The organism is Pseudomonas sp. RA_15y_Pfl2_54, assembly GCF_963971015.1.
Taxonomy (GTDB): domain Bacteria; phylum Pseudomonadota; class Gammaproteobacteria; order Pseudomonadales; family Pseudomonadaceae; genus Aquipseudomonas; species Aquipseudomonas baetica_A.
Genome location: NZ_CAXAPN010000023.1, coordinates 52,334 through 68,008, shown reverse-complemented (window position 1 = coordinate 68,008; position 15,675 = coordinate 52,334). Strand labels below are relative to the sequence as shown.

At 60.5% G+C, this 15,675-nt stretch carries 11 protein-coding genes; 2 read left to right on the top strand and 9 right to left on the bottom strand.

From position 1 onward, the window contains the following. Positions 1 to 2 precede the first annotated feature (2 nt). From selB to fdnG, 6 genes are read right to left on the bottom strand one after another with little or no spacing between them, the layout of a single operon-like run. Entirely contained in the window at positions 3 to 1,919 is a 1,917-nt protein-coding gene (gene selB, locus AACY50_RS17725; protein WP_339538934.1) for a selenocysteine-specific translation elongation factor, read from the bottom strand. Then, complete coding sequence (gene selA, locus AACY50_RS17720; protein WP_339538922.1) at positions 1,916 to 3,328, bottom strand: L-seryl-tRNA(Sec) selenium transferase; 1,413 nt, start codon at positions 3,326 to 3,328, stop codon at positions 1,916 to 1,918. Before selA ends, selB begins: the two co-directional genes overlap by 4 nt. Before the next feature lie 48 nt (positions 3,329 to 3,376). Further along, a complete protein-coding gene (fdhE, locus tag AACY50_RS17715; RefSeq protein ID WP_339538921.1) occupies positions 3,377 to 4,303 on the bottom strand; it encodes a formate dehydrogenase accessory protein FdhE in 927 nt (308 codons plus the stop codon). A 3-nt stretch (positions 4,304 to 4,306) separates the two neighbouring features. Then, on the bottom strand, positions 4,307 to 4,972 hold the full coding sequence (locus AACY50_RS17710) for a formate dehydrogenase subunit gamma (protein WP_339464204.1): 666 nt from the start codon (positions 4,970 to 4,972) through the stop codon (positions 4,307 to 4,309). Next, positions 4,969 to 5,904: a formate dehydrogenase subunit beta gene (fdxH, locus tag AACY50_RS17705; protein WP_339538920.1), complete on the bottom strand. Its 936-nt coding sequence runs from the start codon at positions 5,902 to 5,904 to the stop codon at positions 4,969 to 4,971. The genes AACY50_RS17710 and fdxH overlap by 4 nt, the downstream gene beginning before the upstream one ends. A 14-nt stretch (positions 5,905 to 5,918) precedes the next feature. Then, positions 5,919 to 8,984 carry a formate dehydrogenase-N subunit alpha gene (gene fdnG, locus AACY50_RS17700; protein WP_339464206.1) on the bottom strand — a complete coding sequence of 1,022 codons (3,066 nt, stop codon included), beginning with the start codon at positions 8,982 to 8,984 and terminating at the stop codon, positions 5,919 to 5,921. A gap of 321 nt (positions 8,985 to 9,305) precedes the next feature. Between fdnG and AACY50_RS17695 the strand changes: the two genes are divergently transcribed. Then, positions 9,306 to 10,454, top strand: a complete 1,149-nt coding sequence (locus tag AACY50_RS17695) for a MalY/PatB family protein (protein WP_339464207.1) — start codon at positions 9,306 to 9,308, stop codon at positions 10,452 to 10,454. A gap of 237 nt (positions 10,455 to 10,691) precedes the next feature. Then, positions 10,692 to 10,985, top strand: a complete 294-nt coding sequence (locus AACY50_RS17690; RefSeq protein WP_339508207.1) for a hypothetical protein — start codon at positions 10,692 to 10,694, stop codon at positions 10,983 to 10,985. Positions 10,986 to 11,036: 51 nt separating this feature from the next. Here the strand turns inward: AACY50_RS17690 and AACY50_RS17685 are convergent, their stop codons facing one another. From AACY50_RS17685 to AACY50_RS17675, 3 genes are all read right to left on the bottom strand, one after another. Continuing rightward, positions 11,037 to 11,573: a hypothetical protein gene (locus AACY50_RS17685; protein ID WP_339464209.1), complete on the bottom strand. Its 537-nt coding sequence runs from the start codon at positions 11,571 to 11,573 to the stop codon at positions 11,037 to 11,039. Between the two features lie 82 nt (positions 11,574 to 11,655). Further along, positions 11,656 to 13,935, bottom strand: a complete 2,280-nt coding sequence (locus tag AACY50_RS17680; RefSeq protein ID WP_339508381.1) for an ATP-dependent DNA helicase — start codon at positions 13,933 to 13,935, stop codon at positions 11,656 to 11,658. Next, complete coding sequence (locus tag AACY50_RS17675; RefSeq protein WP_339538919.1) at positions 13,932 to 15,584, bottom strand: VRR-NUC domain-containing protein; 1,653 nt, start codon at positions 15,582 to 15,584, stop codon at positions 13,932 to 13,934. The genes AACY50_RS17680 and AACY50_RS17675 overlap by 4 nt, the downstream gene beginning before the upstream one ends. Positions 15,585 to 15,675 lie beyond the last annotated feature (91 nt).

The window sequence follows — 15,675 nt, the reverse complement described above, 5'->3', positions numbered from 1 at the left end:
ACTCATTGGGCGCAGGCGTTGGCCAGCGCGTTGTCGGGGCGGATCTGGCGGGATTCGCCGAGGCGTCGGGTCAGGCCGACGCGGTCGAAATATTCCAGATACTGAATGCAGCGTTTGCGTCCCAAGCCTAGCGCATCGCGCAAGGTTGTCACCTGGATCTGCGGATTTTCCTTGGCCAATTCCAGCAACACATTCGCCATCTGCCGCAGCACCGTGTCACTGATAAACAGATCGCGCACCACTTGATGCATCAACCCCTGCCGCGCCAGTTTGCGCAACAGCAGACGTACCACCGCGTCCTCTTTCCCCACCGTCTTTGCCACATCGCGCACCCACGGCGGATCAAAGCCGGCTTGTTGAAACAGCGGCTGCAACTGCTGCGACAAGGCTTCGTCCTCGGCATTCAACTGCACCTGATGATCTGGCAGGTGCAGCCACGGCCCGCTCGCATTGATAGAACCCGCAGCGCGAAGTTCATCCAGCAGACTGATGAACGTAGACCGCTCCAGCGCCAACCCGCTGAAGCGGCGTAGACGATCCCGATCAGGGCCCATCTGATCGGGCTCCCGCTCATGGAACTGCGCCAGTTTTTCCAGCAGCGTAAATTTCAACTGCCCCCAGCGCTGTACATTGAACAGCACCGGGCCTTGGCGTGTGTCGATCAGGCGCACGTTCGTCGGTAATGACCAGCCTTCACGAGGGCGATTGAACTGGCGTTCCAGTCGCTGCGGATCGAGGCCGCCAGCACTGTGATCGAGCAAGACCGGCAACGCTTGTTCAAGGCTTTCACCACGCGCCAAGGCCTCAAGTTGCGCCAACCGTTCCGGACTGCGACGTTGTCGCGCCGGGGCTAACGGGTCAAGCACCAGGCCGCCACCGAGGGTGCGTTGCGCGCTCTGGTCACGCAGGATCAGGCGATCGCCCTTCACCGCGTGCACCGGCGCATTGATCAGCAGTTGCGCGAACATGTGCTCGCCGGGATTCAGGCGTGGGCCTTCGAGCAATGCGACGCGGGCGATCACGTCTTGTGTGCCGAGGTGCAGATGCACCGGATGGAAGTGTTCGAAGGTTCGTTCGCCGGGCAGCAATTGAAACTCGATATCCACCCGTTGCGTTGGCGCGTGCAACCATTCGCTCAGCAGCCATTGACCGCGATGGATCTGCTCCAGCGCCAAGCGCTCGCCACTGATATTCAACGCCACTCGTTGGCCGGCGCAGGCCTGTTCGGCGGGCTGATTCTGCGCGTGCAGGCCGCGAACCCGAACGGTTTTACCGAGAGGACCCAAAACTAATCGGTCCTCCACCGTGACCGCGCCCGACAACGCCGTCCCCGTGACCACAATCCCCGCCCCGGCGACACTGAACGCCCGATCAATCGCCAAGCGAAACCCACCCTCGCGACTGCGTTTCTGCACTTCACGTTGCGTCTGCAACAAAAGGCGCCGCAACGCATCGATACCCTGCCCGCTCACGCTCGACAAGGCCAGGATCGGCGCATCGGCAAACGGCCCGGCCCCCAGTAAATCCAGAATCTGCCGCTGAACCTCCTCCACCCTGCCCGCCTGGACCCGGTCACACTTGGTGATCGCCACCAACGCCCGGGGAATGCCGAGCAACTGGACAATCGCCAGATGCTCACGGGTTTGTGGCATCACGCCGTCGTCTGCTGCGACCACCAGCAACACCAGATCAATGCCCTGTGCCCCGGCGAGCATATTGTGGGTGAATTTCTCGTGGCCGGGGACGTCGATAAACCCGGTCAGCCCCGCGCCCGGTTCGAGTTCTGCGTAGAGATAACCAAGGTCGATGGTCATGCCGCGTTCGCGTTCCTGCGGGCGGCGGTCGCCGGTTTGTCCGGTCAGGGCTTGCAGCAGCGACGTCTTGCCGTGGTCGATGTGCCCCGCCGTGCCGACGATCACGGGTCGACCTGCAACTGCGGCAATTGCGCGAGCCATGCCGGTTCATCATCGAGTTGGCGCAGATCGAGCCACAGCGCATCGTCGTCGATACGACCGAGCACCGGGATCGGCAACGCTCGCAACGCCGCTTCCAGATTCAGCAGGCAGCGCCCGCGCAAACGCTTTGAAACCTGAGGACGGCAACACAGCGCCGCACTTGGTAAACGCGCCACCGGTTGGCTGCCGCTGCCGATCATGCCCAAGGCCTCGACTGCAATAACCTGCCAAACCGCCCCCAAGATTTCAGCCATCAAGGGCTGCAAGCGTGAGGCCTGGGCGAAGATGTCGGCTTGCGGTCGAGTCAACAACCGCAAGCTCGGCAGACGTTCGGCCAGCCGATCCGGATCGCGATACAACCCGAGCACCGCCTCCAGCGCCGCCAGGGTCAATTTATCCACCCGCAATGCGCGTTTCAGCGGGTTTTTCTTGATCTTCGCGATCAGCTCTTTGCGCCCAACGATCAACCCGGCCTGCGGGCCACCCAGCAATTTGTCGCCGCTGAAAGTGACGATATCCGCACCGTCCAACAACGCTTGGCGCACCGTCGGTTCTGCCGGCAAACCCCAGCGCGTCAGATCCAGCAGACTGCCGCTGCCCAGATCCTCCAGCAGCGGCAAATCATGCCGATGGGCCAACTCGGCCAGTTCAGCGGTCGGCACGCGAGCAGTAAATCCTTCGATGCTGTAGTTGCTCGCATGCACGCGCATGATCAAACCGCTGCGTGGGTTGATCGCCGCTTCGTAGTCGCGGGCGTGGGTACGATTGGTCGTGCCGACTTCATGCAGGCGCACGCCGGCGCGGGCCATGATGTCGGGGATGCGGAAGGCGCCGCCGATCTCGATCAGCTCGCCGCGCGAAATAATGCCTTCTTTGCGCGCGCCGAGGCTGTTGAGCGTCAGCAGCACCGCAGCGGCATTGTTGTTGACCACGGTGACGGCTTCGGCGCCGGTCAGTTCGCGGATCAGGCCTTCGATCAGATCGTCACGGTCGCCGCGTTTGCCGCTGGCCAGATCGAATTCCAGGTTGAGCGGGTACCGCGCGGCCATTTGCACGGCGTCAATGGCTTCCTCCGGCAACAGCGCCCGCCCCAGATTGGTGTGCAGCACCGTGCCGGTCAGGTTGAACACCCGTCGAACCTGGCTGCGCTGTTGCTGGGCCAGGCGTTCACCGACGCGGCCGGCGAGCACCTCGGGGCGGATTTCAATCGCCGACAATTGCCCGTTCAGCACGCTCGAACGCAGCTCATCGAGCAACTGCCGCAAACAGGCCAACAACGCCTCACGCCCATAACGTTGGGCCAGCGGCAGGCACGCCGGATGACGCAACACACCATCAACGGAAGGTAAACGCAGGGCACCGCTGGCAGACATCAGCCACTCCCGAAACAAAAGACCGTTGGGCGAGTGTAGACGCTGTGGTCATTCGTCTCCTGGCGCCAGCAACAGATTGGGTGCCAAACGCTGAAAGCCGTCCTGGGCCAGACGCATGTCCAGCAGCAGGCTGGCGAGATCCGCCGACAACGCTTCGGCGTCGGCGTCGTTTTCCAGATAGAGCAACTTCAGATAGGTGTTGCAACCGGGGCAGACTTCGGCGCGCAACGGTGCTTGATTGGCGGCGTGGCGATCGTCCTCAAGGCTCAGGTAGTCGAGGCCTTTGCTTTGCTCGCAGTACACACACTTGACCCGCACCACATGCCATTCGCAGGCGCACAGCGAACACGCCAGATAGCGCAAACCGTTGTGTTTTCCGCGATGGCGGATGACACCGGCCATTGCCGGCGACCCGCAGGCCGGGCATTGGCTGAGGCTGTCGCCAGGTTTGAGTTTCAGGCTCGGCGCACTGAGTAACCAGTGACTCCACGCCACCTGCAACGCCGCGCCGAGAAACGGCACCAGTTGCGCCGGCACTATCGAATACTGGCCACTGACCAAGGCAACGGCCCAACTGCGCAACTGGCCAGGGCTGGCAGCGCACAACGTGTCCACCGCATCAACGACAGCAAGCTGTTCAACCGGCTGATAGCGTTCTAATAAAGCGTCGAGATAAGCCTGCCAGCCCTCTTCGCGCACCAACGTATCGGCAGCGAACGGCGGCAAACCGTGTTGGTGACACGCCTCAATGCGCTGCGCATCGAATGGCGCCGTCAGCGGCGGATCGTCCATGACTTGTTGCTGAACCTGGCACAACCCGGCGATCAGGCGCAGATAATCGGCCAACGGATGCCCCTCGGCCAGTTGCTCCAGGCGCTGGGCGCGCAGGGAAAACAGGTTATGCGGTGGCAGGTACAGAAACGGCGGCGAACTGGCTGCCGCTTCGATTTCTCCGGGTTCGAGAATGGTTGGCAAAAGTCAGCCCTTTTTCGTCGCCGGTCGTTCCGGCGTCTCTTTATGAAGTTCATCGCGGGTGATGTCGCGATACCAGAGCTCGTGGTGTTTTTTCGCCCAGGCGCGGCTGACCCAGCCATGCATCATCGCGTCGATCGAGCCCTTGATCCACAGCCCGGCGTAGATGTGAATGATGATGCTCAGGATCAACACAAACCCGGCCAACGCATGCAACAGCATCGCCCAGCGGATCACGGTGATGCCGAAAAATGCGCTGAAATACGCCCGCCAGATCACCAGCCCGGTGAACAACAGCCCCAGCATGCACAGCAGTAAAGTCCAGAACAGCAGCTTCTGCCCGGCGTTGTACTTGCCCACCGGTGGCACGCTCTGTTCGTCGTTGACCAGCACCCGATCAATACGGCGCAGCCACTTCCCGTCATTGGCGATAAAGACGTTCGCGCGCCAGAAACGAAACACCAGCCCAAGGAACAACAGAAACATCAGCACGCCCATGAACGGGTGCAGAATCCGCGTCCACGGCCCGCCGCCGAACAGGTTGCTCAGCCAGAACATCGAGGGATGAAACAGCGCGAGCCCAGACAGCCCGGCCATGAAGAACAGGATCGCCACCAACCAGTGATTGGTGCGCTGGTTGGCGGTGTAACGCAGGATCGTCTTGTTGCTCATGGCCGGTCCTCCCCGCGTGGATCGAAGGTGTGTACCGCCGGATCAACGACATGCACCGAAGCATCGGGAGGTGCCGAATGCTCGTCTTCTTCGACGCGGTTCGGCCCGATTCGCACATAGTGGAAGAACCCTGCCAGCACCGCCGCGCCCATGGCCAGCAAGCCAAGGGGTTTGCTGATGCCTTTCCACAGGCCTACCAAAGGACTGATCGCCGGACTATCCGGCAGCCCCGCGTAGATGTTCGGCGTGTCGGCATGGTGCAGCACGTACATGACGTGGGTGCCGCCAACCCCTGACGGGTCATACAGGCCAGCGTTGTCAAAGCCACGACTCTTGAGATCGACGATGCGCTCGGCGGCGTGTTCCTTCATGTCTTCCTTGGTGCCGAAAACGATAGCGCCGGTCGGGCAGGTTTTCACGCAGGCCGGCTCCAGCCCTACTGCCACGCGGTCCGAACACAAGGTGCACTTGTAGGCCTTGTGATCCTTTTGCGAGATTCGCGGAACGTCGAACGGGCAACCGGTGATGCAATAACCACAACCGATGCAGTGATCCTGATCGAAATCGACGATGCCGTTGGCGTGCTTGATGATCGCACCTGGGCTGGGGCACGCCGCCAGGCAACCGGGCTCGGCGCAGTGCATGCAGCCGTCCTTGCGGATCAGCCATTCGAGGTTGCCGGCGTCGGTTTCGTGCTCGGTGAAACGCATCAACGTCCAGGTTTGTGCGCTCAAGTCCTGCGGATTGTCGTAGGTACCGTAGTTGTGACCAATATCGTCGCGCAGCTCGTTCCATTCCGAGCACGCGACCTGACAGGCCTTGCAGCCGATGCATTTGGTGGTGTCGATCAGCTTCGCCACCTCCTGCTGATGCCTCACCGACGGCGGCTGTGTGGTCGTGGCCGAGCGGGCAATGATGTCTTGGCTGGCCATTTATAGATTCTCCACTATAGCTTCTCCACGTTGACCAGGAATGACTTGGATTCCGGGGTCTGGGTGTTGCCATCGCCGAGGAACGGCACCAGGGTGTTGGTCAGGTATCCGTGCCGCGTCAGCCCGGTGAACCCCCAGTGAAGCGGGATGCCGATCTGGTGCACTACCTGGCCATTGACCTGCAACGGACGGATTCTTTTGGTCACCACAGCCACCGCTTCAATGAAGCCGCGCTTGCAACTGACCCGTACCCGATCACCGGCAGCGATGCCCTTCTCTTTCGCCAGCACTTCGCCGATCTCGACAAACTGCTCGGGCTGGGTAATCGCGTTCAACTTGCAGTGCTTGCTCCAGAAGTGGAAATGCTCGGTGAGCCGGTAACTGGTGCCCGCGTAGGGGAAGTCCTTGGCCTCGCCGAGGCTGTCCCAGACCGAATCAAAGATCCGCGCCGCCGGGTTGCTGGTAGCGTTCTTGTTCTGCGGGTGCAGCGGGTTGATGCCGATCGGCGTCTCGAACGGTTCGTAATGCTCGGGGAATGGCCCTTCGGTCATCTTGTCGACGGCGAAGAACCGCGCCACGCCCTCGGGGTTCATGATGAACGGGTTCATCCCGGCTTCTGGCGGTATGTCGGCCTTGTAGTCCGGCACATCGGTGCCGCCCCAGGTTTTGCCGTTCCACCACACCAAGCGCTTTTTCGGATCCCACGGCTTGCCCGCAACGTCCGCCGACGCGCGGTTGTAGAGAATCCGCCGGTTGGCCGGCCAGGCCCACGCCCAACCCAGATGCTGGTGCATGCCATAGGGGTCGGCATTGTCACGCCGGGCCATCTGGTTGCCGGCCTCGGTCCAACTGCCGGCGAAAATCCAGCAGCCGGACGCGGTGCTGCCATCGTCCTTGAGCTGGGCGAAACCGGCCAGTTGCGTATTGCCCTTGATCGTCGCGCCGCTGGCATCGTTGAAGTCTGTCGTGGCGTAGCCGTTTATCTCCTTGGCGATTTCCTCGGGGGAAGGTTCAGTGGCAATTTTGTAGGGCCAGGACAGTTTCAACAGCGGATCGGCGAAGGTGCCGCCGTTTGCCGCATAGCGCTGGCGCAGACGCAGGAACAACTCGCTCATGATCTGGACGTCCGTGCGCGCCTCGCCAGGTCCATCCGCCCCCTTCCAGTGCCATTGCAACCAACGACTGCTGTTGACCAGTGAGCCATCTTCTTCGGCAAAGCAGGTAGTCGGCAGGCGGATCACTTCGGTCTGGATGTCGGCGCTTTTCACATCGTTGTAAGGGCCGACGTTTTCCCAGAACTGCGAGGTTTCGGTGGCCAGCGGGTCCATCACCACCAACCATTTCAACTTGGCCAGTGCCGCCATCACCCGGTTCTTGTCCGGCAGCGCAGCGATCGGGTTGAACCCCTGGCACATGTAGCCGTTGACCTTGCCCAGACTCATCAGGTCGAACATCTTGAGGATGTCGTAATTGGGGATGTCGAGTTTCGGCAGGTAGTCGTAACACCACTGGTTCTCGGCGGTGGCATTGGCGCCGTACCAGGCCTTCATCAGGCTGACGTGGAACTTGCTGTAGTTCTGCCAGTAGGACAACTGCCCGGGGCGCAGCGGTTTTTGCGTGCGTTTGGTGATGTAGGCGCTGTAGTCCTGCTCGGCGTCCTGCGGCAGCGTCAGGTAGCCCGGCAGCAAGTTGGACAACAAGCCCAGATCCGTCAGGCCCTGAATATTGGAGTGTCCGCGCAAGGCATTGACGCCACCGCCCGGCATACCCACGTTGCCTAACAGAAGCTGCACCATTGCCGCACTGCGAATGATCTGCGAACCGGTCGAGTGCTGTGTCCAGCCCAGGGCGTAGAGAATCGTCATGGTCTTGCCGGGCTGGGCGCACGTAGCGATTTCGCCCCAGATTTTCTGCATCGCATCGACCGGCATGCCGCAAATCTGGCTCACCAGTTCGATGTTGTAGCGGCTGTAATGCTGCTTCATCAATTGATAGACGCAGCGCGGGTCCTGCAGCGTCGGGTCGATTTTGACGAAACCGTCCTCACCGATTTCATAGCCCCACCCGGACTTGTCGGTGTAACTGCGTTTGGCCGCATCGTAGCCACTGAAAATGCCATCTTCGAAGCCATACCCGGCTTTGACGATGAACGACACGTCGGTGTAGTTGCGCACGTATTCGTGCTGGATCTTGTCCTCGGTGAGCAGGTAATTGATCAACCCGCCCATGAAAGCAATGTCGGTGCCGGTGCGGATCGGCGCGTAATCATCGGCCACTGACGCGGTGCGGGTAAAACGCGGATCGACCACGATCAGCCGCGCAGCGTTGTGTGCTTTGGCTTCGGTCACCCATTTGAAGCCGCACGGATGCGCTTCTGCGGTGTTGCCGCCCATCACCAGAACCAGATTCGCGTTGGCGATATCGGTCCAGGTATTGGTCATGGCACCACGGCCGTACGTCGGGGCAAGACTTGCCACCGTCGGGCCGTGTCAGACACGCGCCTGGTTATCGAACCCCAGCATGCCGAGACTGCGGATGACCTTGTGCGTCATGTACCCCGCTTCGTTGGACGAAGCTGAAGCGGCAAGAAACCCGGTGGTAAGCCAGCGATTGACTGTTTCGCCTTTTTCATTCTGCTCGACGAAATTGGCGTCGCGGTCGGCTTTCATCAAATCGGCGATGCGATCGAGCGCTTGATCCCAACTGATCCGCGTCCACTCGCTGCTGCCCGGTTTGCGCGTTTGCGGGTACAGCAAGCGGCCCGGGCTGTGAATGAAGTCCAGCAGGCCCGCGCCTTTTGGACAGAGGGTGCCACGATTGACCGGATGGTCGGCGTCGCCCTCGATATGGATGATATTTTGCGCGACGTTCTTCGCAGCATCGCCCTGGCTGTACATGATCAAACCGCAACCGACCGAGCAATACGGGCAGGTGTTGCGGGTTTCATGGGTGTGGGCAAGCTTGAAGTGGCGCACCTGCTCGGCGAAGGCAAGCGTCGGGGCCATGCCCAACGCGCCAAGGCTTGAGCCTGCAAGGCCGATACCGGCGACCTTGAAGAACTGACGACGGCTGAGATCCATCGTGCACTCCTGATCAGGTGGAACCCGGTACTGGCGCCGGGTTGTATCTGGACAATCACGGTTGCGGCAGGATGACTGCCGGCTTTTTCACTGTAGACAAAGACCCTGTCACCTGCGTGAAAACCGACCGTCGGCCGTTTGTCGAGCGATCTCATGGCTTCATCCAGAGCCTCGCGGGCGCTGGCTTGCCAACGATAGCGGTTTGTCACACACCCTCAATATTGACTGTGCCGACGCCATCGCGGGCCAGCCAACTCCCACCGGGATCGTGTTGGGCTTAGAATGGCCGACAGAATTAACCCCGCCTTCACGAGACCGCGCATGACTTTTGACTTTGATCAGGTATTCGACCGCCACAACACCGGCAGCACCAAGTGGAGCCGCTATGCAGCCGACGTGTTGCCTATGTGGGTCGCTGATATGGATTTCGCCGCGCCACCGGTTGTCATCGAGGCCCTGCAGCAGCGCTTGCTGCATCCGCTGGTGGGTTACAGCGTGGCCCAGGACAACCTGCGCGAAGCCATCGTTGCCGACCTCTGGAACAAGTTCGCCTGGCAGGTCAAACCACAAGAGCTGATCTTCCTGCCGGGCGTTGAGTCGGGCTTCAACATGGCGCTCAAAGCCCTGGTTCAGTCTCAGCAGAACGTCGTGGTCCAAGTGCCGAACTATCCACCGCTGCGTCACGCGCCGGGGCATTGGGGCTTGAACAAGGTTGAGCTGCAATTCACGCCGCAGGCCGACGGCACCTACGCCACACCACTGGATAGCCTGCGTGATTCGCTGAACGGCGGCGGCGCCCTACTGTTGAGCAACCCGCACAACCCGATCGGCAAAGTGTTTGGCCGCGAAGAGCTGCAAGCAGTGGCGGACATCTGTGTTGCGCAGGACGCCTGGATCATCTCCGATGAAATCCACGCCGAACTGTGCTTCGACGGTCGCGTCCACATTCCGACTGCGTCCCTGAGCCCGCAAATCGCTCAGCGCACCATCACCCTGATGTCCGCGAGCAAGGCTTACAACATTGCCGGCCTGAAAACCTCGTTCATGATCATTCAGGACGCCGCGCTGCGTGAACGCGTCAACCACGCCCGTTGCGGCATGGTCGACAGCGTCAATCCGCTGGGCATGGAAGCGACTCGCGTGGCCTACAGCGAAGCCGGCCCATGGCTCGCCGAGATGAAAACCTACCTGCAGGCCAACCGGGATTATCTGGTTGAAGCGGTGCGCAGCCGCTTGCCGGGCGTGACCATGAATGTGCCGCAGGGCACTTATCTGGCCTGGCTCGATTGCTCGGCGCTGGATCTGGCCAACCCGCAGCAGTTTTTCCTTGAGCAGGCCAAGGTAGGTTTGAGCGCCGGTCTGGATTTTGGCGATCAGAGCCAACAGTTCGTACGCCTGAACTTTGGCTGCCCGCGCTCCATGCTCGAAGAAGGTATTACGCGCATGGAGCGGGCACTGGCCAACCGCTGAATCTGAAAGCATCGCGAACCTGCTGCACGGCATCAGCGCACAACCGATCCTTGCCGGCCCTGAACAACGCAAAAACCAAAAACCCGAAAGCCTTCAGCAAAAAAATGGATCTCTCGCGGATTCTCAGTGGTCACAACCTTAACCCCTCGCTGGGAGTCACCGGCGGGGCCCGGCACGTTCGGTTCCCGTGTGGCGAAAGGCCTATGACAAGGAACCCCGAAGATTAAGGTTACGGTCATGAAAGAATGCTCGACTCCTGCGCAAATCAAGGCATGCAGGGCTTTGGCCCTGGAACGCAATCGTCAATTGTTCGAACAAGCGCAAGCGCTGAATCGAGCGGCGCATGAATTGCTCGAAGCCGGGCAACTGGATTTCGAACAGTTTGAGCACTACCGGGCCTTGCGCCGAAAAGCCGATGTGAAGTTCGCCGATGCCATTGAGCACCTGTGCGTATTGAATGAAGATTTCCCGCCGATTCCGATGTCAGTGCAGAACTCGCAGGGGTTGCGTCGCCAGCTTGAGGCCAGTTGATGATCAAACGCCCCAGAAAAGCCCGGCCTTCGTCGCCGGGCTTTTCTTTGATCAGCTTCCCGGATTGGTGAACTGTATGTACACCGAATAACTGCCCAGCAGCACCCAAAACGTCGCAAAGATCCACGGCGTGCGCAGGGAAAACAGCAACGACTTGCGATAGCCCTTATGACTCGACTCCATTTCGCTGAACAGCGGTGACTCGTCATAGGCCAAGCCCATCAGCGGCTCGCTGAGCAGCAAATGGCTTTGTTTGAAGTGCCAGTGGTCGATGATCTCGTATGCCGCACGAATTCCCGGCCAGGCGTTGAGCGAACTGAGCAGCCCGAGTAGCGCCAGAAACGCCGGCACCACCAAGGTAAACAACTTGCCCCACTCTGGGTTGAGGTTGGACATGCACGATGCAAAGGCAATCACCAGAAACGACTGTGCGGCCAGATAAGCGTCGGTGCGATTGGCGAGAATGCTGGTTTCGTACTGGATCTCCCGGCGATAGAAATCCAGCCGTTCCTTGGGCGAGCCGAACATCTTGGCGTCATGTTCGGTCAGGGTTTCTTCAGCGGTTGGCTGGGTCAATATGCGAGACAAGGGACGCACGCTCCGGAGCGGGGGGAACCGTTTAGAAGCATCGCGTTACGCACTAGTTCAGCCGGATTTACCGGGGCGTCATTCAATCCGGTTGCACAGGCGCTTCGTTATGGATGGCCCACCAGCGTGGCAACAACTGTTTGATCCGACGCTCGGCAAAGCGGTCGTCGATCAGCATCACCACGCCGCGATCCTCGCGGGTGCGGATCACGCGTCCGGCCGCCTGGACGACTTTCTGCACGCCAGGAAACAGGTAGGTGTAGTCGTAGCCGGCACCGAAAATCGCCGCCATGCGCCGTTTCAACTGTTCATTGACCGGATTGAGTTGCGCCAGTCCCAGCGTGGCGATGAACGCGCCGATCAGGCGCGCGCCCGGCAAGTCGATACCCTCGCCGAAGGCCCCGCCCAAGACCGCAAAGCCAACGCCCTGACTCTCGGCGGTGAACTGGTCGAGAAAGGCCTGCCGCGCCCCTTCGACCATGCCTCGCGACTGCTGCCACAGGGTGATGGTTGGGTGCCGTTCGGCCAGTAACGTTGCCACCTGTTGCAGGTAATCGAAACTGCTGAAGAACGCCAGATAGTTGCCCGGGCGCTCGCTGAACTGCCGGGCGATCAGTTCGACAATCGGCTCCAGCGATGCCTGGCGATGATTGAAGCGTGTCGAAATCCGGCTGATGACCTGCACCTGCAATTGCTCGGCGCTGAACGGCGACTCGACGTCAATCCAAACGGTGTCGGCCGGCGTGCCGAGCAAATCGGCGTAATAGTGACGCGGGCTCAGCGTGGCGGAAAACAGCACGCAGCTACGCGCCGCTTTGAGGCGCGGGCCAATGAACGCCGCCGGCACTACGTTGCGCAGGCACAGTTGCGATAGCGGGCGTTTACGGTCGAGGTCGCGCTTGCTGATGTCGAACAGGAAATGCGCGTCGTACAGTTCCGCCACCCGGGCAAATTGCAGCAAATCGAAGTAGAAGTTCTGCAATCCGCTGTCGAGCCCTTGCGGGTGATCATTGAGGTAGTCGCCAATGGCTGCGCTACACAGGGCGATCGCCTGCAGGAGTTTTTCCGGAGCCTTGTCATAGGCCTGATACGGCGCCAGTTGCGGCGCCTGCAACGCATTCCACTCACGGTTGACCCGTTGCAGGGAGTTTTTCAGCGCTTGGGGGGCTGTTTTGCGAACGCTGCCCAGCGTGGCTTGATCGAGACTGGCGCTGTACATCTGCCGACCGCGCTCAACGAGGTTGTGTGCTTCGTCCGCCAGGACCGCCACCTTCCATTGATTGAGCTGAGCGAGGCCGAACAGCAACGCGCTGAAATCGAAGTAATAGTTGTAGTCGGCGATCACCACGTCCGCCCAACGGGCCATTTCCTGGCTCAGGTAATACGGACACACCGAATGCTGTGCAGCGACTTCACGCATCGCCGCTTGATCGAGCCGGCGGATTCGACTGGCCGCTTCACGGGCGGCCGGCAGGCGATCATAAAAGCCCTGGGCCAACGGACAGGACTCGCCGTGACAGGCCTTGTCCGGGTGTTCGCAGGCCTTGTCCCGAGCCACCATCTCCAGCACGCGCAAGGGCAAGGTGGCCGATTGATCGAACAACACCTGACTGGCATCCAGCGCCAGTTTGCGCCCCGGTGTCTTGGCGGTCAGAAAGAACACTTTGTCCAGTTGCTGCGGTGCCAACGCCTTGAGCATCGGGAACAGCGTACCGAGGGTTTTGCCGATGCCGGTGGGCGCTTGCGCCATCAGACAACGGCCCGTGCTGACAGCCTTGAATACCGATTCCGCCAGATGGCGTTGCCCCGGACGAAAATCCGCATGGGGAAACACCAATTGCTGTGCAGCCAGATTACGCGCCTGGCGATGCACCATTTCCCGTTCGGCCCAATGCAGGAACAAAGCGCATTGCTGCTCGAAGAAAACCTGCAAGGTCTGGGCGCTGAACGCTTCCACCAGACAGGTTTCCTTTTCGCTGACGATGTCGAAATACACCAGCGCCAGATTGATCTGCTCAAGTTGCAGTTTGCAGCACATCAGCCACCCGTAGACCTTCGCCTGCGCCCAGTGCAACTGGCGGTGATTGGCCGGTTGTTTGCTCAGATCGCCGCGGTAGGTTTTGACTTCTTCGAGGCAGTTTTGCGCCGGGTCGTAGCCATCCGCCCTGCCCTTGACCTTCAACTGGCGGAACTCACCTTCCAGTGCCACTTCGCTTTGATAGGTGTCGCTGCGCCTGGACGCGACGGTGCGATGGCCGGCCATGCCTTCCAGTGCCGTCGGTGACGGCGTGAAGCGCAGGTCGAGGTCGCCGGTCTTGGCGGTAAACTCACACAGCGCGCGCACCGCAACGCTGTAGCTCAAGCGCTCTGCTCCGCCCATTGCACGTAACACACCGCGACCGGCATCTGGTGTTGGTGGCAAAACTCCAGCCAGCGCAGTTGGTTGTCCTGCAAGCGGTCGCCAGGACCTTTGACTTCGATCATTCGATAGGTTTTGTGCTGCGGCCAGAACTGGATCAGGTCCGGCATGCCGGTACGGTTGGCCTTGATGTCGAGCAGCAAACGCTGGAACCAGTGTTTGAGGTGTTCGGCGGGCAGACAGGCCAGCGCTTGCTCCAGCAGTTCTTCATTCAATGCACCCCAGAACACGAACGGCGACTGTATGCCCCACTTGGCGACAAAGCGCTCGCGGATGGTGGCGGCATAACGGCCATCCTCCAGCTCAGCGAGGCAGGCTTGAAACACGTCGGCGCGGCGTTGCGAGAAGTCTTCATTGAGCAGGTCCACCGGCCCGCGCTGAAACGGGTGAAAGAACGCCCCCGGCAACGGTGCGAATATCGCCGGCCAGCAGAGCAACCCGAACAATGAGTTGATCAGGCTGTTTTCAACGTAATGCACCGGGCCCTCTTCGTCATGCAAGTGCGCCTGCACGTAATACTCCACCGACAGCGCGGGATCGCTGCGCGGCAAGTGCAGATCCAGACGCTCCACCGGTTTTGTCATCGCACGTTTGAGCGGCGGACCACCGAGTTTGCGCCGCAAGCGCGGCAAAATCCGTTGCAGGCCTTGCTGCTCGGCAGCGCTTTCGGGGGTTTGTTCGGCGAGCGTGGCCAGTTCCAGCGCCCGGCCGTATTCGCTGCGGCGTTCCAGCACGCGGATCATCCGCAAGCGAGCACCGGGATAGGCGCAATCGCGATAGACAGTCAGGGCCAAAGCAAACTCGCTGATGCGTTCGCAGTATTGGGCGATCTGGAACAACACCTTGGCGCGTCGCCGTTGCAGCCAGGGGTTGTCGAAGTGCAAGGCGCTGACCTGCCCGACAATGGTTTCCAGTGGCTCACCGGCCTCGAAGCGCAATTGGCAGTGGTGCAGAAACAGACACGCGTCGACGTCCTCACGGCTGCGCAGACCACGGGAATCGGCGCAGAACTCGACTTTTTCGTAGGTAAAGATGCCGAGGTCAGCCAACACGAATTCGGACCAGTCCTGATACAGGTTGCCGAAAAACATCAGTCGCAAGCGATCGCACAGGTCCATGATGGTCAGGCTGAACAAGCGCTCAGCCAGCAGAGGCGCCCAGTCGCGCAGGCTTCTGGCTTCGGGGAACTGCTCGGCGAGCAGCGCCAGCCAGTCCTCCTTGCGCCCCTTGGGTTGCTCGATAAAGGCGCCGAACGCTTGCACAATCTCGGCTTTGAGCAACACATCAAACAGTTCTGCCATCGCCAACGGCGCGTGTTCGTCGAGCCAGCCGCAAGCCAGCAACGGTTGCGCCGCACAGGCGATATCGCCGATTTCCGCGTAACTGAGCTTGCCGGCACGAAAATGCACGCCCTTGCGCATGACCATCCGCACCAGCAAGCCCTGCGACGCGCGAGGCAACGTTTTGAAGTCGCCGATAAATGCGTGCTCCGCTTCGCTCAATACATCGGCATAACGAAGCTCAAGCCAATCAAGCACTTGCCGGAAGTTGTTGAGGTAATAGAACGGATCATCAAGGGGATTGGCAGTCACGGGAATTCAGGGCCATGGAGGACGAATACTGGTTATGCGTACAGATAACAGCTCTGCCCCACCCGGCGCAAACGGAAAAAGATAAATGGCA

Coding starts and splice junctions, on each gene's coding strand:
- AACY50_RS17690 (WP_339508207.1), top strand. CDS start 10,692: ATGAAAGAATGCTCGACTCCTGCGCAAATCAAGGCATGCAGGGCTTTG.
- AACY50_RS17710 (WP_339464204.1), bottom strand. CDS start 4,972: ATGAGCAACAAGACGATCCTGCGTTACACCGCCAACCAGCGCACCAAT.
- AACY50_RS17695 (WP_339464207.1), top strand. CDS start 9,306: ATGACTTTTGACTTTGATCAGGTATTCGACCGCCACAACACCGGCAGC.
- fdxH (WP_339538920.1), bottom strand. CDS start 5,904: ATGGCCAGCCAAGACATCATTGCCCGCTCGGCCACGACCACACAGCCG.
- selA (WP_339538922.1), bottom strand. CDS start 3,328: ATGTCTGCCAGCGGTGCCCTGCGTTTACCTTCCGTTGATGGTGTGTTG.